Origin of the sequence: Balnearium lithotrophicum (assembly GCF_900182585.1) — a bacterium.
Lineage (GTDB): Bacteria > Aquificota > Aquificia > Desulfurobacteriales > Desulfurobacteriaceae > Balnearium > Balnearium lithotrophicum.
On the sequence record NZ_FXTM01000021.1, the window covers coordinates 1 to 22,466 of the forward strand.

Consider the following 22,466-nt stretch of genomic DNA (forward strand, 5'->3'; position numbering starts at 1 on the left):
TCCCATTCCGAACTCGGTAGTTAAGCCCGCCAGCGCCGATGATACTGCCCGCGGGAGCGGGTGGGAAAGTAGGGCGGTGCCAGGCTTTTTTATTTTTGTAATACTTTTTTAGTCAAAATATCCTTAGCAAATTTCTCAATACCTTCTGAATCTATTCCTACCAAATGGCGTAGTAAGTTTTGATTTCCATGTTCTATAAACTTGTCCGGTAATCCTAAATTAAAAACCCTTCCTGTGTACCAGGATGCCAAATACTCATTTACAGCAGAACCGAAACCTCCCTTAACGACATTTTCCTCAACAGTTACTATTAATTTAAATTCCCTGGCTATTTGGTTTAAAAGTTTTTCATCAAGTGGTTTTACAAAGCGAGCATTAACTACAGTAACGTTTAGTCCGATTTTTTCCAAATTTTCAGCTGCCTTTAAGGCTTGATAAACCGGCCATCCCGTTGCAAGAATAACCAAATCCTTTCCCTCTCTTAAAACCTCCCATGTACCAATATCAATTTTCTTCAAAGGCTCCCTTATCGGAATTCCATATCCTCTACCACGGGGATATCTGACGGCAAAGGGTTTACCCGAGTAGATGGCAGTGTAGAGAAGGTGACGGAGCTCCTCCTCATCCTTAGGAGCAGCAACAACTATGTTTGGAATAATCCTCAAGTAGGAAAGGTCAAAGGCTCCATGGTGAGTTGCTCCATCCTCTCCAACAAGCCCTGCCCTATCAATTGCAAAGATAACTGGAAGTTCCTGAAGTGCTACATCGTGAATTATCTGGTCATAAGCTCTTTGAAGAAATGTTGAATAGATTGCAACGACAGGCTTTAATCCCTTCTTTGCAAGACCTGCAGCAAATGTAACAGCATGCTGCTCAGCTATTCCCACATCAAAGTACCTTTCAGGGAACCTCTCTTTAAATCTATCAAGTCCCGTACCAGAAGGCATAGCAGCAGTTATACCTACAACGTCACTGTCAGACTCTGCAATTTCTATCAATGTTTTTGAGAAAACTTCCGTATAGGTTGGAGGTAAGTTTTCCTTCTTTTTGGACTTTGGTGAAACTCCGTGAAACTTGTCAGGCCTCTCCTCGGCAGGAGCGTACCCCTTTCCCTTTTTAGTGAGAACGTGAACAAGTGTAGGACCCTTTAACTTTGAAACGTTGTTTAACGTTGTAATTAATGTAGGAATATCGTGTCCATCTATGGGACCAACATACCTAAAACCCAACTCCTCAAAGAGCATTCCAGGGGGGAAGAGTCCCTTTACAATTAGGTCCTCAACCCTTTTTAATCCTTTGTAGACTTTTTCCCCAAAGAGCTTCTTTGTAACGTTCTCAAGTCTTTCCTTTGCCTTCCTTAAACTCTCTCCCGTTGTAAGTTTTGTTAAGTAGTTTGAAATAGCCCCGATATTCTTTGAAATCGACATTTCGTTATCGTTTAGTATGACGATTAAGTCCTCTCCTAACTGACCTGCATTGTTAAGTCCCTCGTAGGCCTCTCCTGCAGTGAGAGCTCCATCACCAATAACGGCTATAACGTGTCCTTCCTCTCCTTTTAACTTTTTCCCTATTTTGATTCCAAGAGCAGCGGAAATTGAAGTAGAACTGTGTCCCGTTCCAAATGCATCGTACTTACTCTCCTTTATCGATGGAAATCCGGAGATTCCTCCATACTGTCTCAACGTGTGGAAAACTTTCTTTCTACCTGTGAGAATTTTGTAAGGGTAGGATTGGTGTCCTACATCCCAGACAATCTCATCCTTAGGTGGAGAAAAGACCCTCAAGAGGGCTATTGTAAGTTCAACCACCCCTAAGGATGATGCTAAATGGCCACCTGTCCTTTCAACTACAGATATGATGAACTTCCTAATTTCATCTGCCAGTAAGTTTAGTTCCTCTTCAGTTAGTTTTTTTATATCCTCTGGGTAGTTAACTTTTTCCAAAACCAAAACATTCCCTCCATCCTTAATACTCTCTCTCAACAATAAATCGTGCTATTTTCTCCAAGGGTTCCCTCTTTTCCACATCAAAAATCCTTAAAACTTCAACTGCCCTTTCAATCTCCTCTTTTGCCCTTTCAAGAGCTCCGTCAACTCCGAAAAACGTAACAAAGGTAACCTTTCCCTTTTCAAAGTCAGAACCAACGTTTTTACCTATCTTCTTCTCATCACCAACAACATCCAAAACGTCATCAGTTATCTGGAAGGCCAAACCTATGTGGTTTCCGTACTTCCTAAGAGCTCCTATCTCCTCCTCACTTCCTCCTCCAGTTATTCCCCCAGAGACAACAGAAGCTGTTATGAGCCTTCCCGTTTTGTGTTTATGAATAAAAAGGAGCTCCTCCAAGGAAACATCACTCCTTCCCTCTGCATCAATGTCGCACTGCTGCCCCAGGACCATCCCCAACATTCCAGAGGCTCTTGAAATTTCTGAGATAACCCTAACCTTTCTTTCACAATCAAAATTCCACTCAGAGAGAACCTCAAAAGCTCTGTTTAAAAGGGCATCACCTGCAAGAATAGCAGTAGCCTCCCCAAACTTTACCCAAGTCGTGGGAGCTCCCCTCCTCAGCGTATCGTTGTCCATGGCAGGTAAATCGTCGTGGATGAGAGAGTACGTATGAATCATTTCAATTGCACAGGCAGGGGTAATTGCCTCCTCAAATCTTCCTCCGACAACTTCACAACCTGCCATACAGAGAATAGGCCTTAACCTCTTTCCACCTACCGTTAAGGAGTACCTTACAGCCTCGTAAAGTCTCTTTCCGTACTCAGGTTCGGAAGGTAGGAGCTTTAAAATTTCCTCATCTACAATTTTCTTCCTCTTCCTTAAGTATTCCTTTAAATCCATAATAACCTCATACGTACTTTTTCTCCTCTCCCTTTAAAAGCCTCTTGATGTTGCTGTAGTGTTTTAAAACTATAACAAGGGAGGAAAGTGAGACAAATATAAACGACAGTTCAGAGGGCTTGTCTAAAATTTTGTAAAGAACTGGATAGGATAGTGCAGCGGTTATTGAGGAAAGGGAAACGTATCGTGTTGTGAAAAAAACGATTAGAAATACAGTAAAAGCAAGAAGTGTAATCTTCGGTGAAATTACCAAAAAAGCACCTAAACCTGTTGCAACTCCCTTCCCGCCCCTAAAGGAGAGAAACGGAGAAAAGCAGTGGCCTAAAATAGCTGAAAGTCCTGAAAATACCTGAAGTTCAGCAGAAAATCCCGAGTACTTTAAAATTAAAACAGGAAGGGCTCCCTTTAATGCATCAAGGAAAAGAACGAGAGCTCCGTACTTCTTTCCTAAAACCCTCGAAACGTTGGTTGCTCCAATATTTCCACTTCCATACTTTCTAACATCAACTCCCTTTATTCTTCCAACTATGTAACCAAAAGGAATGGAACCCAACAGGAATGAAACTAAAAATACGAGAAAATAGCTCATTTTCCGTTCTCCTTAATGACTTTAAAGAAGTTAACAAAGTAAACAATTCCGGTATAGAGTGCCACGAACGTCGAGATAATAAGAAGTAATTCCCCCAGCACTTTAAACCCTGATAAAAGAAGAACTATTGAACTCATTATAAGGACCGTTTTTAACTTTCCTCCCTTTGAGGCAGGAATAACAATGCCCCTCGATGCAGCTATCGCCCTCATTCCAGTAACGGCTTCCTCCCTCCCAACAATCGTAATTACAGAGTAGGGGTCACAGAGCTTCACATAGGCAAGAGAGATTAGCGTTGATGAGGTCAAAAGCTTATCAGCAATAGGGTCAAGAAGTATTCCTAAGTTAGTAACAGACCTGCTCTTCCTTGCAATGTAACCGTCCAAGAAATCGGTAATTGATGAAAGTAAAAAGAGAACAAGGGAAATTTTAAAGTATCCCTTTACCGTAAAAAGGACGATAAAGGGAAGAAGGAGAATCCTAATAAATGTTAGTAAGTTTGGAACAGTTTTGACCCTCTCCATCAAATTTTCATAGGCATAACAACGTTTTTAAGCTGTATTTCTTCATCAGAGGTAATGAGAACAGGACTTAAAGGTTCACTCATTTGAAATTTTATAGAGGAAGCATCAAAGGAACTAATCGATTCAATCATATGAACAATATTAAAGCTTATCGTGAAAGGCTCTCCTGAGTATTCAACAGGTATTGTTACCTCTGCCTCCTCAGAATACTCTCCCTCTAACTTTTTCGTATTGAGCGTTAAACTGTTTTCGTTTAAGTTGAATACAACTGCCCTTACTTCTTCCTTGTCAAAAATGATTGAAACCTCCTTAAGGGCCGATAGGAGCTCTTCCCTGTCCGCAACAAAGGAAATGGGATTGCTCTCGGGGATAACCGATAGGTAATCCGGATACTCTCCCTCTATTAGAGAGGTCCACATAATTGTATCTCCGCTTCTCAGGAAGAGCTTATTGTTCATTTCAACAAAGTCCACTTCCTCACCCTCTCTGAGAACCTTTTTAAGCTCACTGAGGGATTTTTTTGGCAAAATAGCACTAAACTCCTCAGAAGGGACAAAAACCTCGTAGAGGGCCAATCTGTGGCCGTCTGTGGCTACTGCATGAAGCCTGTCACCCAAAGACCTTAGAAGAACTCCAGTTAATATGTAACGGGCCTCATCTGTACTTGCCGCATAGGATACCTTTTTGAGAGCTCTGTCTATCTCCTCTGAGGGAAGCTTAACTGTGAAGTTCTCCGGGAGTTCTATCTCTGGAAATTCATCAGGAGGAAGAGTAGCAAGTGAAAATCTTGAATTTGCCGAGCGAACGATGAGTTTTGAATCTCCCGCCTCTAAAGTAATTTCATTTCCCGTTAAGGATGAAAAGAGCTTTGTTGCTTTGTTTGCATTTACTGTTGTTCTTCCTTCTTTTTCCACAGAACAATCCACAACTGTGGATATTCCAACCTCCAAATTTGTCGCCGTGAGCCTTAGTAAGTTGTCCTCAGCCTCAAGGAGAATATTTGAAAGAATAGGAATTGTTCCTCTTTTGTCAGCCGCCGACGCCGTTAATTTTACAGCATCCCTCATCTTTAGTTTGGATACCCTAATTTGCATCCTTCCTCCTTACTATATTTCTTTCCTTATTTTTCTTATAAGAGTATTACTATTTATATAGTAATAATAATTATAGGTGCACAAATTTTGTGCACTAAAACAAAAGTTTCTTTGTTTACAAGGGCTTGAAGCTAAAAAGTTATCCACACAGTGTGGATAACTCCCCAATTTTTCTGTGGATAAGTCTGTGGATAACTTTTTTCTGTGGATAACTACCCTAACTATCATTTGAGTTATCCACATCAATTTTGTTATCCACATAATTATCCACATAGTTATCCACAGTACTGTGGATAACTTGCAGTCTTCTTTCTATAGCTTCTCTTATCCTTAGCTCTAAGTTGTTGACCAACTGTTTTACCGATTCATCGGAATTTATCATCTCCTCAACCTTTCTGACTGCGTGAATTACTGTTGTATGGTCGTCCCTGTTAAATGCTGATGCTATCTGTGTGTAGGGATAGTTTCCCACCTTTTTCGATAGGTACATCGCTATTTGTCTTGCAAATGCGATATTCTTCTTTCTTGAAGGACCTTCAAGTAGTTCAACATCCACTTTCAATTCCTTTCCTACCAGCTTTTTAATTGTATTTAATGAAACCTCTCTAAGGGCCTTTTCTCTATCTTCACTGCTTCTCTCCTCAGAGAAGAGCTCCCTCACAAGTTTCTCATTTATCGGCTTTCCCTCTAAGTTTGATTTCGCCTTGAGCTTTATGAGGGCACCCTCAAGCTGTCTTATGTTTGACTTAATTATTGAGGCAATGAGTTTAATAACCTTATCACTTACCTCTATTCCCTCTTCCTCAGCTTTCCTCTTTAAAATTGCAACTCTTGTTTCAAAGTCCGGTGGTTGAATATCTGCTATGAGTCCCCATTCAAACCTACTCCTCAGCCTCTCAGTTAACGTCGGAATGTCCTTCGGGGGTCTATCACTGGTTATTACAACCTGTTTTCCTGCATCGTAAAGGGCATTGAAGGTGTGGAAAAACTCTATCTGAGTTCTTTCCTTCCCTCCTATGAACTGAATATCGTCTATCAGGAGAACATCAACGTTTCTGTACCTTTCTTTAAACTCTTGAATGTTATCGGACTTCAATGCTTCTATCAGCTGATTCATAAAAGTTTCTGTTGTTAGATAAACTACCTTTTTTCCCGGATTGTTTCTTAAAATGAAGTTCCCAATTGCCTGCATAAGGTGGGTTTTCCCAAGTCCTACTCCACCGTATATGAATAGGGGGTTGTAGGCCCTTCCCGGATTTTCCGCAACTGCCAGAGCCGCAGCGTGGGCAAACTGGTTACTTGCTCCAACGACAAAGTTTTCAAAAGTATACTTTGGGTTTAGATTTGATTTAAAAGTTTCTCTCCTTTCTTCACCTTTCGTTTTAAATAGGTCAAGCTCCAACTGTTGAGGCTGATTTAGCTCTTCTGAGGAAATGAGCTCTACCTCAAGCTTTCTCCCGTACGTTTTCTCAGCTACTTCTCTTAAAAGTCCTAAATGGTGCTTTATTATTAAATTCTTGGCCACTTTATCCTTTACCTTAAGCCTTAAGGTGTTCTCATTAATATCTATGAGCTCCAATTTACTAAAAAGGGTCTTAAAGAGGCTCTGTTTGGTTCTTTTCCTTATATTCCTCAAGAACTCCTCAAAGAAGTTGTTTACCACTAAGAACCTCCCGGTAGAGCTCCACATAAGAGTTTACCATTCTATCAACTGAAAACTTCTTTGTAACAAGATTGTAAGCTTTCTCAACCAAGTGATTTGAAAGTTCTCTATCCGTCACTATTCTGACTATTGCATCGGCTAAGAGTTCTGGGTTGTTTGGAGGTACTAAGAGTCCCGTCTCTTCGTTTTCAACAACCTCACCCGTTCCACCAACGTTGGTTGAAACAACAGGAACCTTGAGTACCATTGCTACAAGCAGGGAACTTCCAAGCCCCTCGTTTTTTGATGGTAGAACAAAAACGTCTAATGCCTTTGTATAATTAACAATATCATCCACAAATCCGTAGAGAATAAAACTTTTAGAGATTCCCTTACTATTTATAATTTTCTGGAGTTTTTTCCTCAGTTTTCCCTCACCAAAAACGAAAAACTTTCCATTGGTAAGTTTCTCTAAAACCTTTTTAGATGCCTCTATTAGATTGGGGATGTCTTTTTGTTCCGTTAGAGCTGCAAGCGTTCCAACTGTCGGATTTCCATTAAGTTCTTTTTTAATATTTTCAACTATTTCACTTTTTACTTTTCTCTCTATGTCCCTTACATCAACCGAAGAGTAAATAACTTCTGTTCTGTTCGTTAAAAATGGAAAACTTTCCAACACTATTCTTCTTACAGCTTCTGTTATTGAAACTATTTTGTCTGTATTCTTATATTTTAAATAGGTAAGTCTATTTTTCCTCGGTCTGTAATCGACTCTCCTTGTATAAACTACAGGTTTCCTGTGTAGTTTTTTCGAAAGGGCTGAAATCGTGTGTCCCTTTGCAGAGTGGGCATGGATAATGTCAAACTTTCTTCCTATATAGCCCAATCTCAAAATGTCAGACGTTTGATTTCCCTTTAAAGGGACAGTCTCTATTCCTTCCTTTTTACACTTTTTAAACAGTTCGTCTCCTGTTCTGCAGGCTACAGCTGAGGTTATCCCCTTTTCTCTCAACCCTTTGACTAAGTAAAGGAGCTGCTGCTCTCCTCCTCTCCACCCTTTTTCTGTGTCAACGTGTAGAATTTTCATGGCTCACCTATTAATTTTTTCGAGAGAAAATTTTTGGAGGAGAGATGAGGTTTTCAAGGGCATTCATACCCACTTTGAAGGAAGCACCTGCAGATGCTGAGATTCCAAGCCACAAGCTCTTGATAAGGGCTGGATTCATAAGAAAGGTAGCTTCTGGCCTTTACGATATTCTGCCTTTGGGAGCTTTAGTTGTAAGGAAGATTATTCGGGTAATAAGGGAGGAGATGGATAGGGCAGGGGCACAGGAAGTTATCCTTCCCATTATGCACCCTGCGGAGCTCTGGATTGAAAGTGGAAGGTGGGACGTTTACGGAAAGGAGATGGTCAAGTTTAAGGATAGACACGGCAGGGACTACTCACTGGCACCAACAGCTGAGGAGGTTATAACGGACCTTGTAAGGAGGGAAGTTAAGTCCTACAAGGACCTACCTTTGAATCTCTACCAGATTGGTAGGAAGTTCAGGGATGAGATAAGGCCAAGATTTGGACTTATGAGAGCTCGTGAGTTCATAATGAAGGATGCCTACTCCTTCCATGCAACCGACGAGGATGCAGAAAGGGAGTACTGGAACATGTACGAGACCTACTCGAGAATTTTTAAGAGAATGGGGCTCGAATTTAAGGCCGTTGAAGCCGATACGGGGGAGATAGGCGGAAAGTTCTCCCACGAGTTTATGGTTATTGCAGATACAGGTGAGGGAAAACTTGTTTACTGTGAAAAGTGTGGATACGCTGCAAGTACAGAAAAGGCAGAGCAGTTTAAGCCAGAACCTCCAAAAGACAGGGAATCAAGGTTTAAACCTTTAGAAAAAGTTCATACGCCGAACGTAAAGAGAATTGATGAGGTTTCGGAATTTCTAAACGTTCCACCTGAAAACATACTAAAGCTCTTAGTTTACATCGTTGATGGAAAGCCTGTTGCCGTTGCTGTTAGGGGAGACAGGGAAGTTGAAGAAACAAAGTTGAAGAGGGCTTTGGGCGGAAAGGAAGTACGACTTGCAACAGACGAAGAGATTGAAAACTTTACAGGACAGCCTAAGGGATTTCTATCTCCTTTAGGTCTTAACATTCCGGTATTTGCAGACTACTCTGTAACTCAAATGGTCAACTTTGTTGCCGGAGCAGGTGAGAAGGATTACCACCTAAAGAACGTCAACTGGGGAAGGGATTTTAAGGTTGAGGACTTTATCGATGTTTCGGAGGTTAGGGGAGGACAGCCCTGTCCTAAGTGTGGAGCTCCCTTAGTTGAGAAGAGGGGAATTGAAGTTGGCCACATTTTTAAACTTGGAACAAAGTACAGTGAGGCTATGGGGGCAACTTTTGTTGATGAGAATGGAGAGGAGAAGCCGATTATCATGGGCTGTTACGGAATAGGAGTTACGAGGGTAATGGCTGCTGCGGTTGAGCAGAACTACGATGAAAATGGGATAGTCTGGCCTAAGGAGATAGCCCCGTTTGAGGTTATTGTTATTCCTGTTAACGTTAAAAAGGAGGAAATCTCTGAGGTTTCTGAGAGAATATACTCGGAGCTCCAGAGGAACAAAATTGACGTTATATTGGACGACAGGAATGCAAGGCCCGGGTTTAAGTTTAAGGATGCAGACCTTATAGGAATTCCCTACCAGGTGATTGTTGGAAAGAAAGTTCAGGAGGGAATAGTTGAAGTTAAAGAGAGAAGGACAGGGGATAGAGTTGAGGTGAAGGTTGATGAGGTTGTTGAATACTTGACTGAAAAACTCAGATAGTCTGGAGCTTATGTTGAAGGTGGAATACAAGAAACAAGTTGAATTGGGGCATTTGAGACCTTGGTCCTTTTCCAAGGTTCAAAAGGCCAAAAAGTGCCAGTACGAGTTCTTCTTTAGATACGTTGAAAAGTTGGAACCAAAGGAAAGGGCCGATTTTCTTATTTTAGGAAGTGGCGTTCACTACGTCCTTGAAAATGCATTGAACAGGGTTTTAAAAGAGGGGAAGCCCTTAAGGAAGGAACTTCTATTTGAATATGCTGAGGACTTTAAAAAAGAGGAACCTTTGGCCGATGTTAACTCCATAAAAACCTTCTTTCCAAACATCGTTAAATTTGTAAACGGTCAGCTGAGGAGAATTGAGAATACCTCATTTGTTGCCTCTGAAATTGAGCTTGCCGTTGATTCCTCCTTTTCCACCGTTGATTACTCCTCAAGAAACGTTTTCTTGAGGGGTAAGTTGGATTTTCTCTTTTCAAACGGTGACACCCTCTACATAATAGACCATAAGACAAACAGGAGCTGGGAGTTCAACAATAAGATAAAAACCCAACTTAGGTGGTATGCACTCCTTGCAAGTGCAAAGTTTCCACAGTTTAACAGGTTTGCCTTAGAGGTCCACAACGTAAGGTATGGAACCATAAAGAGGATAATTTTTACAAAGAGAGACCTTGAAGCGTTCAAGGTAAAACTAATTCCACTTATTGAAGTTATAGAGAGGGATTTTATTGGAAAGGGATTCTCTGAGCTCCAACCTCAGCCGAGTGAGTTTAACTGCAGGTGGTGCGAGTACCGGGATGTTTGTCCTATCTACAGGGAGTAATTGTTGCAATAATAAAAATAATGTTATAAACTTGAATTTATGATGAAAAAGCTAAAAGAGGCCCTTTCTCTGAAGTTTTACCTGAAGAAACTTTTGGAGCTGAAGGACAGGCCTGATGAAACGGCCAAGGGCTTGGCTTTGGGCGTTTTTGTTGGATTTTTACCTATAAACGGCTTTCAAGTTTTAGTTGCAGTAACAATAGCTGCAGTAACAAGGGTCAGTAAAATCGCAGCTGCCATTGGAACTCACGTTACAAATCCCTGGACAACTATACCCGTTTTAATTCTTGACTACTACGTAGGTTGTTTACTTTTGAATAAAAAGGCGTGTATACCTCATGTTGACTTTAGTTCTTTTAGCTCCATTCTCTCAAGCGGAAAAGAGATTTTCATTCCGATGTTTATCGGTGGGGTATTTTTGGGAGTAATTTTTTCAATTCTTTCCTATTTTGGAGTTAAAAAGCTCCTTGAAAGGGAAGTTAACGTAGTTAAAAACTACGTAAAGAATATAAAGGAAAAAACTGCTGACTGATGGAAAGTCTTCTGTCGGTTTTAGGGAGGTTCTCCCGTTCTGATATTGATGAAATAGAAAAAAGAGATAGACAGTATAGAGCTCTCGAAAAGCTTTTTGAAAAAACAAGGGATAAAGAGCTCTTTTTTAAGCTTGTCGTATTGAACGCTCTTTTATCGTACCAGCTTCAAACTAAGGGGGAAACCTACTGGGAGAATTTCTCCAAATTCTTCTCGGAAAATCCAAGTATAGATAAGTTTCCCGAGTTTCTGTCGAAATTCAACAGGAGATTTCTACAGGCTAAATTGAAGAGATTTAAAAGGGCGAAGGAGTGTGTAAATAGTATTTTTGAAAAATATTCCTTAAAGGACTTGGGAGGGAATTTATCAATTTTAGTTGAGGAGCTCTCTAAGTGTCTGAAACAGAAGAAGGACTCGAAAACGGTAGTTTTCTCTGCAAAGATGTTTATGTACGGCTATAAAATTGTTTTCGATAAGGAGCCTAAAAATTTAGAGGAAATAGAAATTCCTCTGGATTCACGATTAAAGAAGATATTTCCAGAATTGAAAACTTGGAGGGAGCTCTCTTCGAAGTTGAACATTCCTCCTATAAGGTTGGACGCCCTTGTTTGGGTTCCTATGGGACTTAGGAAGAGGGATTTGGAGGAGTATCCTGAGGAGCTCCGTGAAAAAATACTTGAACTTAAAAGGGAAATAGAAAAGTTAGGAACATAAGATTTTCCCTTTCAATTTCATAAGTCATACCTCTTCTATTTTTAGGGCATTTCAACTTTTTATCTAAGGAATTGATTTTCAGCTGAGGAAATTGTTGCAATCCCTTCCACTTTTTAGGGCATTTCAACTTAAGAACTGAAAGTCCAAGTGTATATAGAGATTTGTCGTAATCCCTCTCACTTTTCAGGGCATTTCAACAGAAAGGCAAAGGAGAATTATTGAGAAATTAAGTCGTAATCCCTCTCACTTTTCAGGGCATTTCAACAGTTCAAAATTTTAGCCATTGATTTCTAAGGGCCCCAAAATACAAAGTTTTTCATAAAAATCTAATAAACACTGAAAAGCAATAATTTCAGCTATACAGGTTTTTGCCCTTTTTCCTATTCAGTTTTCAAAGAATCTAAAGTAATTTTATCAAATAAACAAATCCCCTAATATTTCAGCCTCTTGTCCTATTCTAACAATACTTTTGGAGCTCCTTTCATCTAAGGGGTAAATGAAAACCCTATCAGTTTCTTTCCTTATGACTTCCTCTAACCTTTTTGAAACTTCAAAATACTCCTTTCCTTTAAGCTCTACTTCAAAAACGCTGAGCTGTGTTCTTACTCCGTAATCGTAGAGAATCCTCATAATCTGAGCTCTCCGCTTTGCGGAGCTCCTTATTTCCGAGTAAGAATTATCAACCATACAGATATCGTAAACCACGACAAATCTCTTAACTCTTTTAGGTAAACTCATAGCACCATATCATCGTTTTCCAATCTTTTTCCTATTTTCTTTATAAATTGGTAAACTCCCTTTGAAATAGGAAAGATGTAAACTCTGTCCGTTTCTGAGTTGATTATCTTTTTAATATCAAATATTAAAAGCTCTAAATTTTGTGGATAGATTTCTATTTCAAAACAACTGTACTGAACTCTCTTTCCGTGCTCGTTAAGTAACTTAACAAGCTTATTCCTTCTACTATCTTCTGAAACATCATAAGTAATTAGATACTTCATTTTTTAAATAATCCCTTAACCAATTCACAAAATCTAAAACTGGAGCAAGTGTTAAGTCACTCCTTTCATAAATTATTACATCGCTATACAACTTCAAAAAAGATTTAAGGGCATCCTTTTTTAAAAAAACCCCAGAACTACTCTGAACAAAATCTGATATTTCCAAAAATTCATCATTTATCGTATTAAAAACGAACTCAATAATTTTTGGTCTTGCTATTTCCATGACATCGGAGCAGAGAGCTCCGTGTTTCCCCCTTTTGATATGAAAAAAGCCCAAGTAAGGGTCAAACCCTTTTGAAATTAAGATTGGAAACATTAAGGAGTAAAAAATAGAAAAGCTTAAACTTAAAAGGGCATTTACAGGGTCTTTTGGTGGATAGTACTCTCTTCTATCAAAGTAAAACGGACTTTCATTAAAGGACGAAAATTTACTGTAGAGAAACTTTGAAATCTGACCGTCTATTCCAAGCATTGCTTGATTATCATTTCCAGAATCTATCATTGATAAAATACTTTCTCTCCAGTCCTCCAAACCTTCCGATTTTAATTTCCTTGAACTGAAAATATTTCTAATAACATCATAAGAATAAAACACCTTTCTTTTTAGCAACTCCTTAGTTATTTCAAGTTTCTTTTCTTCCCTACTGAAAATAAAGTACTGATCTTCCCTACTGAAAATAAAGTACTGAGCTGCTCTTGTGGAATTATCACTTCCCAAAAGTTCAGGATATACAATACTAATTACCTTTCCAAATTTGTTTAGCAAAAATAAAAATCTACCCCTTGAGGAAAGAAACTTTATGGCAGAAGCGGTAATATTCACAGAACCTATAAGAAAAACGTGATTTATTACTCCTATGGGAATTCTTTTTTTCTCATTTTTAATTTCAACAATTAGTTCATTATTCTTTTTAGAAACTCTTGCTCCTGGAGTTGTTACAAACAAAAATCCCTTCACAATTTCCCCTTAAATTTGAATAACTTCTCCCTCCTTTACATCTGGGTCGTGGCTTTGAACAACAACGGCTCCAATTCTTGGGTCATAAACAGCTACCCACTTAGAAGGATGAAAGTAGTGTATTAATCTACCGTAAAACCAAATTGGCCCCCTTCCGCTGATAATAACTCCCTTATTGAAAGGAACCTTTGGGAGCTCCACGCTAAAGGCTTCTTCTGGTGTTATTATACCGTCGTTTATGTGAAACTCCACTAAAGTAGCTTTTCCATTTAAAACTTCTGAAGTTTTGAATTTAATCACGGGAAATTAACCTCACGTCGTAGGATTTCACAGAATAATCAACATTTGATATGTACTGAAACTTTCTACTTGGATAGTAGGAGGTTGTTAGAGCTCCAGCTATCGAAACAGGTTTTGTTCCACCTGTAACGTCAATGATAATATCCTTGTCCTTGTAATTTTCTTTTTCTAATTCCTCAAAAGTTTTCCTTATTAGATTGAAAATATGTTTAACACTTTCAAAATCAGCTGCTTTTTTCTCTACAAAGTTTAATTTTTTATTAAAAACTGTTTCTGATAAAAGTCTAAACAGGTTAAACTTCTTTGAAGAACTGGGAGACGTTACAACAATAATCTTTTCAAGCTTTGGTAAATGGAATTTTATTGCTTCTAAAGGCATCCTCCAATTTTTTATGTCTGAATTCTGTATTTTCTCTATTTTTTCTTCTAAATTTGAAATCTCTTTCAAACTTTGAATTATTTCTTCAATTTGGTCCTTGTTAGGTTTATTATCACTTAAAAACAAGATTAACACTTTTCTCTTTTCAGGTTCCTCCTCGTAAATATCATACTCTAATTCCTCTGAAAGTTTATAGGCGCAAAGAATCAAAATAGTTAGAATAAAAATGGCAATACCAAATAATATAATACCTTTTGCATCTTTTTCGAAGAAGAACTCATTTAAACCGTCAGGAATCCAACCGGCAACGATTGACAGTAAAGAAATAATAAATCCTGTAATAAAAGCAGTCTTTTTATCTTTAAATAGAAATCCTATTTGAGAAATGAAAGCTCTTCTAAAGTGAGTTTTTATTCCTTTAAACAACTTCCCCTCCAAAGTTTTGAGGAGTAATTATTTTAATTTTGAGTAACTTTGCTCTCTTTCTTAAGTTTACAAATCTCCTGTACTCTGAAAGCTCCCTCTTATAATTTTCCCCTTCAGGAGTTTTGTAGTAATTGTACCATCTACTTTTATTTTCAAAAAAGCCCTCTTTAGGAGCATTTGGAAACTCCTTTCTGCTTGGTGGATGAGACTTAAATAGATTTTTCGTTATTACAAGGTAGCTCCTTCCAAAATCTCCTCCTATTCTCTCCGTTAACTCCTCAAGCTCATAGAGGTGTTTAAGAATGTCCTTTACATTTTTTCCAGATTTACACGAAAACAGATATAGAAAATTGTTTTTGGTTGCCATTACATCAATTTCATTAAAAACATTTTCTCCATACCATTTAACCTTTACTCCGATTCGAACATCGGAAAAGTTTAAATCTATCAGACGATTAAAGACAAATTCCTCTAACCACTTACCTCCTACGTACTCTCTATCTAAAGGAACAATTTTACCGCCCTTATATGCCAACACATTGTGCTTAACAGCTAATTTTAAAAGTTTCTCTGGAAAAATCCTTGTAAAACCTTTATGAAAAAGAGTTAAAAGGAGAAGAACTATTCTATCATTGGAAGCTATTTTCTCTGTAAGCTCTTTTCTTTCCCTAATTCTTTTTATATCCTGCCTTTCTTCTACAATTTCAAAGCCATAAATTTTAGCGTGAGTTTCTACATCAATTAAATTTTCAGAAACTCTTGCTATTTTATTACCGTTAAAATCAACAATTTCTCCCGTTGGTAAATAGTAAAACATATTTTTCCCATTAGAAATTCTGTACAAACTAATTGCCGTAAATTTTGTTCCACAGTTTAAAAGAAAAATAGGATTTTGAATATCCTTAACTACTTCTTTTATTGAACTGAATGAGTATGGATTTATTTCCCTTTCTTGAACTTCTATTCCGTGGAGATTAAGAGCTCTCCTGATGAACTCAGAGTACATTTTCATTTGAGGAGTTGATAGAAGAACAACTTTAGCTGGTTTTAACGTTAGGACTGTAACAACAACCGGAAAAACCTGCGTTGAAACCGGAGAGACTAAAGTTGAAGTTTCAAACATTCTCCTTTACTCCAAAATCTTATCCTTATTTTTCCACAAGCTGTTCCCTTCAACAAAGATTTCCATCAATTTCCCGAACCATATCCCACTTTTTAAGGCATTTCAACTGTACCTGCCGAGGATTCAGAAATTGGGGCAGGTGCAAACACGGTCGCAATCCCTTCCACTTTTTAGGGCATTTCAACGAACTCAATCCTGATTACTGTGAACTTGCAAAACAGAGGTCGCAATCCCTTCCACTTTTTAGGGCATTTCAACAGAAGTTTAAAGATGATTGTAAAAAATTTTCGTTAAAAAAGTCGCAATCCCTCCCACTTTTTAGGGCATTTCAACTGTTCAAAAATTAAGCCATTGATTTTCAAGGACTCTAAAATACAGAGTTTTTCATAAAAGTCTAATAAATATTAAAAACCAACATTTTCAGCTATACAGCTTTGCCCTCTTTTCTTATTCAATTTTCAAGGAACTTTTTCAATTTTAACATAAAAAGGCAGGACAAAGCCTGCCTTCTGTTACTTTGAAACCATAACAATTATCTGAAGCATTATTCCAACAAAGAGTGTTAAAGCTAAAACGGGAAAAATTAAGGTTTTTAGGAGCTTCCCCTCCTCCTTTCCTTTAACTCCCACAAGTGCAGCTGCATTTGTAATTTTTGAGGGGGTTATGGCACTTGCAATTCCTCCGGCCACCGCATGAGCTCCGTAAACGGCCATAAATACCGAAGCCCCTACTGTTGAAGCTACGGCCCCGTACTGAATCTTTGCAAAGAGAACGTTTGAGGCGGTTTCACTTCCACCTACAAAAGCTCCAAGCAATCCCAAGAAGGGAGAAATTAGGGGATAGAAACTGCCAAATGCTTTAGCCAGCGTGACTCCAATTATTAAATCCATATTCAAGTGGGAAAAGTCAGCCATAGGTTTAAGCTTTCCATTTACAAACTCCATTCCAGACCAGGCCATTATAAAGGCAACTGCAAAGAATAGGGAGTAAGCTAAAAATGGCCCCCAAACTCTCTTCATCCATAGACTAAATGCCCTGTTAAACTGCTCCTTTGTCGGTTTAAGAATCGGAACTGAAATTAAGAGAGAGACGAAAATCCAGAAGTAAACGTGTGAAAGAATGTTTAAGTCCTCCTTCTTTCCGGCAATTGTCAGAACTTCTAAGTTCCCAGGAAGATTTGCCAAGAACTTTTTGATTGGAGGGTAGTTTGCCACTAATGAAAAGAAGAAGAGGAGTAGCCAGGGAGAAACTGCCCTCCAGAACTTTGCATCTGCCTCTACCTTTAATCCCCTGTTGTAGATAAGGAGTGAAACAACCATTGTTAAAAGACCCGAGATTATCCCAATAACCTCAACGGGGAAGATTTTCAGGAAGGCCAAAATGAGAGCAGTCAACGATAAAGTTAATCCTGCAATAGTTGCCCCTTTCCAGTACTTTTTAATGGACTGCCAGCCATCAACAAAGTAGAGCATCATGAATGCAAATCCCACTGAAACAACCGGTAGGAATATCGTTATGTGCTGAGTAAAACTCCAGATAAAGTGGTCTAAGTTTCCTATTCCCGGAGGTCTTATTCCAAAGGGCCCCCAAGCGACGTGAGCTGGAAGTGTTATTGGAATGGAGAGGAGAGCAAAGGATGTAAGGGGGTCGTAACAGAGAACTGAAATTGCAACGGCCGCCAGTGGAGTGAATCCCAAGGCTAAAAAAACGGGAGGAAACAGTGCTGGAGTTACAACACCTAAGGAAGTTGCGAGAGAGCCGAATCCCATTCCGATAAACAGAGTCTGCTGCACTTTATCTTTTGTGATGGAGGTTATTGTTCTAACAATTTCATTTAGAGCTCCGCTCTCCTTCATTAGGAAAATCATTAGCATTGTGAAGGCAACGGCAAAGGTTATAGCAAAGGCCTTCACTATTCCATATATACTTGCTCCCCAAACAACAGAAAGTGGAGTTTTGAAGTAGAAAACAGCTACTGCTCCCGCAAGGAGCCATCCTACAACCGACATAAAGACTCCTGAACGAGAGAGAAATAACATTCCACACAGAACAACCAAAATAGGGAAAACTGCCATTAAAAAGTCCATCCCTTCCCTCCTAAGCGTAAAATTCTGCAGCCTCTACAAGTTTTAAACCGTTTTCGTGGAGAAGTTTAAGCGCTCTCTCTAATTCACTGTCAGGAACTTTGAAAAAGAGAATAGCCCTGTTTAGGGCTCCAGCATAAGCGTACGTGTACTCTACATCTATCTCGTTCTCAGCTAAGATTTTTACAACGGAGTAGAATCCCCCCGGTTTGTCCTCAACCTCAACGGCAAAGACCTCCGTTTCACTTGCCGCAAATCCCTTGCTGCTCAAAACGGCCTTTGCCTTTTCCGGGTTGTTAACGACGAGCCTCAGTATTCCAAATTCTGAGGAGTCTGCTAAGAAGAGAGCTCTTATGTTTATATCGGCATCGGCCAGAGCTCCGGCCACATCAACCAATCTTCCTCTCCTGTTTTCCAAAAAGACGGAAATCTGTTTTACTGCATACTTTCCCCTCATTCTCTCCTCCTATTGAAGTTCTCTTCTGTCAACGATTCTCTTGGCCTTGCCCATACTCCTTTCAAGAGTTTTAGGCTCAACCAATTTCACCTTTGCATTTATGTAGAGATTGTTTAGGAGCTCCTCCTCCAACTTTTTCTTCAAGTTTTCAAGAGTACCAACACCGTCCCTTAGAATTGATTCATCAACCTCAATCCAGACCTCCAACTTGTCCAAAACACCCTTCTTATCAACAACGATGACGTAGTTTGGAGTGGTTCCCTCAACCTTCGTTATCACGTGCTCAACCTGGGATGGGAATACGTTTACTCCATTAACAATAAGCATGTCATCAGCCCTTCCCTTAATGCTCTCTATATAGAGAATCGTCCTTCCACAGGGACAGGGCTCCCTGTGAATTACGCTAATGTCCTTTGTTCTGTACCTAATCATCGGAAGAGCCTGTTTTGTTAAGGTAGTTATGACCAACTCTCCCTCCTCTCCGTCGGGGAGAACCTCTCCAGTCTCCGGGTCAATAATTTCTGGAATAAAGTGGTCTTCGAAGACGTGTAGATTACCGTGTTTACAGCTTGCAGCAACACCTGGACCTATTATTTCGGAAAGTCCGTAACACTCAACGTACTGAATTCCCCACTCCTCGGCTACCTTTTCCTTCAATCCCTTTGATGCCGGTTCAGCTCCGAAGAATCCGGCTCTGAGTTTGAAGTCCTCATGTAGTTTGTAGCCTTCTTCCTTTGCAACTTCCGATAGGTGGAGGGCAAAGGATGGAGTGCAACACAGAACTGTAGCTCCAAAGTCCTTCATCAACATCAGTTGCCTCTTTGTAAATCCGCCGCTTGCCGGAACAACGGCGGCTCCTATTGCTTCAGCTCCGTAGTGAAATCCAAGCCCTCCCGTAAAGAGGCCGTAGCCGTAAGCGTTGTGGACAACGTCCTTTTCGCTAACATCGGCCATGAGATAGGTCCTTACCATAACCTCAGTCCAAATCTCTAAATCATGCCTTGTGTAACCAACCACTGTGGGCTTTCCGGTAGTTCCAGATGAGGAGTGAATTCTCACAACTTGTTCCAGCGGAACTGCAAAAAGGCCGAAGGGATAGTTGTCCCTCAAATCCTGCTTGGTTGTAAAGGGGAGTTTTTTCAGGTCATCCAAACTCTTGATATCTTCCGGTTTAATTCCCCTTTCGTCAAATTTTTTTCTGTAGAATGGGACCAAATAGTACGCCCTTTCGACAGTTTCTTTCAACCTTTTTAGTTGTAGTTTCTCAAGCTCCTCCCTCGGCATACAATCCTTGTCCTTTAAGGACATCCCCTACCTCCTGTTTAATAGTTTATTGTGAAAACATTTTATAAAATTTCTCTACTATCTTAAATTTTCGGGGGACTAAATGTTCCAAAGAAGGCTTGAAACCCTAGACAGAGAACTTCTGGAGAGAATTCAACTTGACAGACTAAGAAAATCGATTCAAAGAATTAAAGAAAAAAATAAAAAATACTGGGAAAAAATAGGAAAACCCGAGCCTGGAGATATCAAGTCCTTAGATGACTTAAAAAATTTTCCATTTCTGACAAAGGACGATTTAAGGAAAAATTACCCTTTTGGTTTAGCCTGTGGAGAACAGTGTGAATTTGTTAGGTTTCACATGTCATCTGGAACAACGGGAACACCAGTTGTTAATCCTTACACCCCCAACGATGTTGAACAGTGGGGAGAGATAATGGCAAGGTGTTTGGCCTCTGCAGGATTAACCTATAAAGATGTTCTTCAGATAACACCCTCCTTTGGACTCTTCAACGGGGGATTTGGTTTCCACTACGGAGCAGAGAAAATAGGGTGTTTTGTCGTTCCAATAGGGCCTGGAAGAACACTGTTGCAATTAAAGTTTCTGAAGGATTTTAAAACAACGGCAATTGCAGGGATTGCTTCGTATCCTCTAAGGTTGATTGAGATTGCAAAGGAGGAGGGTTTTGACTTTAAGGAAACCAACCTGAGGGTAGGTATATTTGGGGCCGAAACCTGGAGTGAGGAAATGCGCCGTTTTATTGAAAGGGAAATGGGTATTGAAACTTTTGACATAATAGGAATGACGGAGACTGGAGGGGTGGGGCTTGGAATTGACTGTAAAGCCCACAACGGTATCCACGTTTGGGAGGACCACTACATTGTGGAAATTGTTGACCCTGAAACAGGAAGAGTCCTTCCCGACGGGGAGGAGGGAGAATTGGTTGTAACAACGTTAACCAGAGAGGGACTACCTCTAATCAGGTACAGAACCCGAGATATAACTAAGGTTCTGTCAAGGGAGAGGTGCGATTGTGGAAGAACCCACGTTCGTCTTGAGAGAATAAAGGGAAGAACCGACGATATGCTTAAGGTTAAGGGAGTCTGTTTCTACCCAAGACAGATTGAGGAAATTATTATGAAGCACCCTGAAATTCTTCCGAACTACCAGATAATAGTAGGTAAAATTGAGGGTAAGGATGTTGTTGAGGTTGTCATTGAATCTGATAAACAGGATGAGTTCTTAAGGGAGAGAATTGAGGAGGAAATCTACAGCTTACTCGGACTTCACATAAAGGTAACACTTAAGAAAAGGGGAGAAATACCGAGGAGCGAAGGAAAGGCTGTTAGGGTAAAGAAATTTTCATAGGGGGAGTCTGTTATGAGAAAGGAACTTATTCTTGGAACTGTGTTTTTACTCTCCTCAGCACTTCCATCGTTTGCTGCCAGCGACTACGAAGTTGAGCAGCTTAAGCAGATGGTTGAACAGATGAGGGCAGAGCTCCAACAGGTAAAGGAGGAAAACCAAGAACTTAGGGAGGAAATTCAGAAGTTAAAGGGAACTAAGGCTCCTTTGAGAAAGGAGAAGGGAGCTCCATCGTTTTTGAGTAAATCAGGAAAAAAAGTTGATTTCTACGGTTACTTCAAAATTGATGCATCCTACTCAGATTCAAAGGCAGTAGGAACCGATTACATCCTGTTTGCCTATCCAGAAAACGTGAGGGGAGGACTAGCCAACAAACTTCCCTTTTTAAGGAACAGCAACGATAACGACTTCAATATTAACTTTAAACACAGTAGGTTTGGGTTCGATATAAAAACCAAGGAAAATGGTTACGACATACTTGGAAAGTTTGAATTTGACCTCTACAGAACAGATACGAATGACTGGGAGAACAACGACCCCAACAAACAGGTTGTTAGAGTAAGGAGAGCGTTTGTTCAGCTTAAAGGGGACAGTTGGTCAATTCTTGCAGGTCAGGAGTGGATGCTCCTAACACAGCTCTATCCGCACCTCTCAAACTTCCCTTCTGGAGCCCTCATGGGTAACATCGGTTACCGCATTCCCCAAATAAGGTTATCGAAGTGGTTTGAAACGGATTCTGGAAAATTTACGATTCAAACTGCTCTTGATAAGGAATTTGGAGAAACTGATACACCTTGGTTTGATACAGGTTCAGATTCAGGACTTCCTGACCTACAGGGAAGAATTACGTACGATACTAACTTAAATGGCTTAAAGTTCCACATCGGAGCAATTGGACACGTAGGAAGGGAGCAGGTTGACCTTGCCGATGGAGGAAACAAAGACCTCGATTCTTACTCCTACGGTTTGGAGTATAAACTTGGATATGGAATGTTCGAACTATCTGGGAAAATCTGGAAGGGAAGAAATTTGGATAAGTGGTACACAGGAGGAGTTGGTCAGGGAGTTCTATTTATCTACAACGGCGGTAAGTTTGATACGAAGTTAGACACTAAGAAGTACGGTTATCCAATAGATGCTAAAGAAATTGATGCTGAAGGTGGATGGATAGAGTTAACTACAAAGTTCTCTCCAAGGCTCGTCTGGAGAATTGGAGCTGGTGTTGATAACCCTGACAACGACGATTTAAAGTACAACGGGAAGTATGCAGTTATGGCAAGGCTTAAAAATACTATGTACTACACAAACCTGTTTTATAAGTTAACACCATCTATAGGCCTTATGGGGGAGTACTTAAGAGTTGAAACAGACTATCCGGATGAAGACTACATAGGAACAAAGTACGGGGATGGAACCGTTAACAGATTCCAGGGAAGTATTCTCTACTTTTTCTAAATTTAAGTGGGGGAACTCTCCCCCTTTTGTTAAAGAAT

The 22,466-nt window shown here is 39.8% G+C and carries 22 protein-coding genes and 1 rRNA gene; 7 read left to right on the forward strand and 16 right to left on the reverse strand.

Features of this window, described 5'->3' with window-relative positions:
* A 5S ribosomal RNA gene (gene rrf / locus FN732_RS07705) occupies positions 1-85 on the forward strand; the annotation flags it as partial.
* Positions 86-89: 4 nt separating this feature from the next.
* Here rrf and dxs read toward each other — a convergent pair.
* From dxs to FN732_RS07740, 7 genes are all read right to left on the reverse strand, one after another.
* Positions 90-1,949 carry a 1-deoxy-D-xylulose-5-phosphate synthase gene (gene dxs / locus FN732_RS07710; protein WP_142935990.1) on the reverse strand — a complete coding sequence of 620 codons (1,860 nt, stop codon included), beginning with the start codon at positions 1,947-1,949 and terminating at the stop codon, positions 90-92.
* 16 nt (positions 1,950-1,965) lie between these two features.
* Positions 1,966-2,850: a polyprenyl synthetase family protein gene (locus tag FN732_RS07715; RefSeq protein ID WP_142935991.1), complete on the reverse strand. Its 885-nt coding sequence runs from the start codon at positions 2,848-2,850 to the stop codon at positions 1,966-1,968.
* Between the two features lie 7 nt (positions 2,851-2,857).
* On the reverse strand, positions 2,858-3,439 hold the full coding sequence (plsY, locus tag FN732_RS07720; protein ID WP_142935992.1) for a glycerol-3-phosphate 1-O-acyltransferase PlsY: 582 nt from the start codon (positions 3,437-3,439) through the stop codon (positions 2,858-2,860).
* A complete protein-coding gene (pgsA, locus tag FN732_RS07725; protein ID WP_142935993.1) occupies positions 3,436-3,963 on the reverse strand; it encodes a CDP-diacylglycerol--glycerol-3-phosphate 3-phosphatidyltransferase in 528 nt (175 codons plus the stop codon). The genes plsY and pgsA overlap by 4 nt, the downstream gene beginning before the upstream one ends.
* Entirely contained in the window at positions 3,963-5,057 is a 1,095-nt protein-coding gene (gene dnaN, locus FN732_RS07730; protein WP_142935994.1) for a DNA polymerase III subunit beta, read from the reverse strand. Before dnaN ends, pgsA begins: the two co-directional genes overlap by 1 nt.
* 217 nt (positions 5,058-5,274) lie before the next feature.
* Positions 5,275-6,720, reverse strand: coding sequence for a chromosomal replication initiator protein DnaA (dnaA, locus tag FN732_RS07735; protein ID WP_246051358.1), 1,446 nt, complete (start codon positions 6,718-6,720; stop codon positions 5,275-5,277).
* A complete protein-coding gene (locus FN732_RS07740) occupies positions 6,701-7,786 on the reverse strand; it encodes a glycosyltransferase family 4 protein (protein ID WP_142935996.1) in 1,086 nt (361 codons plus the stop codon). The genes dnaA and FN732_RS07740 overlap by 20 nt, the downstream gene beginning before the upstream one ends.
* 44 nt (positions 7,787-7,830) lie before the next feature.
* Here FN732_RS07740 and FN732_RS07745 point away from each other — a divergent pair, with 44 nt between their 5' ends.
* The 4 genes from FN732_RS07745 to FN732_RS07760 are packed head-to-tail and all read left to right on the forward strand — an operon-like array spanning position 7,831 to position 11,595.
* A complete protein-coding gene (locus FN732_RS07745) occupies positions 7,831-9,531 on the forward strand; it encodes a proline--tRNA ligase (RefSeq protein WP_142935997.1) in 1,701 nt (566 codons plus the stop codon).
* A 19-nt stretch (positions 9,532-9,550) separates the two neighbouring features.
* Entirely contained in the window at positions 9,551-10,351 is an 801-nt protein-coding gene (locus FN732_RS07750; protein ID WP_246051362.1) for a RecB family exonuclease, read from the forward strand.
* Between the two features lie 42 nt (positions 10,352-10,393).
* Entirely contained in the window at positions 10,394-10,882 is a 489-nt protein-coding gene (locus FN732_RS07755) for a DUF2062 domain-containing protein (protein WP_246051359.1), read from the forward strand.
* Positions 10,882-11,595 carry an N-glycosylase/DNA lyase gene (locus FN732_RS07760; RefSeq protein WP_142936000.1) on the forward strand — a complete coding sequence of 238 codons (714 nt, stop codon included), beginning with the start codon at positions 10,882-10,884 and terminating at the stop codon, positions 11,593-11,595. Before FN732_RS07755 ends, FN732_RS07760 begins: the two co-directional genes overlap by 1 nt.
* Before the next feature lie 414 nt (positions 11,596-12,009).
* On the opposite strand, the gene cas2 (FN732_RS07765) is transcribed toward FN732_RS07760, so the two are convergent.
* The 9 genes from cas2 (FN732_RS07765) to FN732_RS07805 form a co-directional block, all read right to left on the reverse strand.
* The gene (gene cas2, locus FN732_RS07765; protein WP_142936001.1) at positions 12,010-12,333 is read right to left on the reverse strand and encodes a CRISPR-associated endonuclease Cas2; all 324 of its coding nucleotides are present in this window, start codon (positions 12,331-12,333) and stop codon (positions 12,010-12,012) included.
* Positions 12,330-12,596 (reverse strand): CRISPR-associated endonuclease Cas2, encoded by a 267-nt coding sequence (gene cas2, locus FN732_RS07770; protein ID WP_142936002.1) that lies wholly within the window; start codon positions 12,594-12,596, stop codon positions 12,330-12,332. The genes cas2 (FN732_RS07765) and cas2 (FN732_RS07770) overlap by 4 nt, the downstream gene beginning before the upstream one ends.
* Positions 12,574-13,545, reverse strand: coding sequence for a CRISPR-associated endonuclease Cas1 (cas1, locus tag FN732_RS07775; protein WP_185954289.1), 972 nt, complete (start codon positions 13,543-13,545; stop codon positions 12,574-12,576). Before cas1 ends, cas2 (FN732_RS07770) begins: the two co-directional genes overlap by 23 nt.
* Before the next feature lie 21 nt (positions 13,546-13,566).
* On the reverse strand, positions 13,567-13,857 hold the full coding sequence (gene crn3 / locus FN732_RS07780) for a CRISPR-associated ring nuclease Crn3/Csx3 (RefSeq protein ID WP_142936004.1): 291 nt from the start codon (positions 13,855-13,857) through the stop codon (positions 13,567-13,569).
* Positions 13,850-14,662 (reverse strand): hypothetical protein, encoded by an 813-nt coding sequence (locus FN732_RS07785; RefSeq protein ID WP_142936005.1) that lies wholly within the window; start codon positions 14,660-14,662, stop codon positions 13,850-13,852. The genes crn3 and FN732_RS07785 overlap by 8 nt, the downstream gene beginning before the upstream one ends.
* A complete protein-coding gene (locus FN732_RS07790; protein ID WP_142936006.1) occupies positions 14,655-15,785 on the reverse strand; it encodes a Card1-like endonuclease domain-containing protein in 1,131 nt (376 codons plus the stop codon). The genes FN732_RS07785 and FN732_RS07790 overlap by 8 nt, the downstream gene beginning before the upstream one ends.
* A 512-nt stretch (positions 15,786-16,297) precedes the next feature.
* Positions 16,298-17,872: an L-lactate permease gene (locus FN732_RS07795; protein WP_142936007.1), complete on the reverse strand. Its 1,575-nt coding sequence runs from the start codon at positions 17,870-17,872 to the stop codon at positions 16,298-16,300.
* Between the two features lie 10 nt (positions 17,873-17,882).
* A complete protein-coding gene (locus tag FN732_RS07800) occupies positions 17,883-18,326 on the reverse strand; it encodes an ACT domain-containing protein (RefSeq protein ID WP_142936008.1) in 444 nt (147 codons plus the stop codon).
* Between the two features lie 9 nt (positions 18,327-18,335).
* Positions 18,336-19,634: a phenylacetate--CoA ligase family protein gene (locus FN732_RS07805; RefSeq protein ID WP_142936009.1), complete on the reverse strand. Its 1,299-nt coding sequence runs from the start codon at positions 19,632-19,634 to the stop codon at positions 18,336-18,338.
* 79 nt (positions 19,635-19,713) lie between these two features.
* Here FN732_RS07805 and FN732_RS07810 point away from each other — a divergent pair, with 79 nt between their 5' ends.
* Entirely contained in the window at positions 19,714-20,976 is a 1,263-nt protein-coding gene (locus FN732_RS07810; protein WP_142936010.1) for a phenylacetate--CoA ligase family protein, read from the forward strand.
* Between the two features lie 12 nt (positions 20,977-20,988).
* On the forward strand, positions 20,989-22,428 hold the full coding sequence (locus tag FN732_RS07815; RefSeq protein WP_142936011.1) for a porin: 1,440 nt from the start codon (positions 20,989-20,991) through the stop codon (positions 22,426-22,428).
* Positions 22,429-22,466 lie beyond the last annotated feature (38 nt).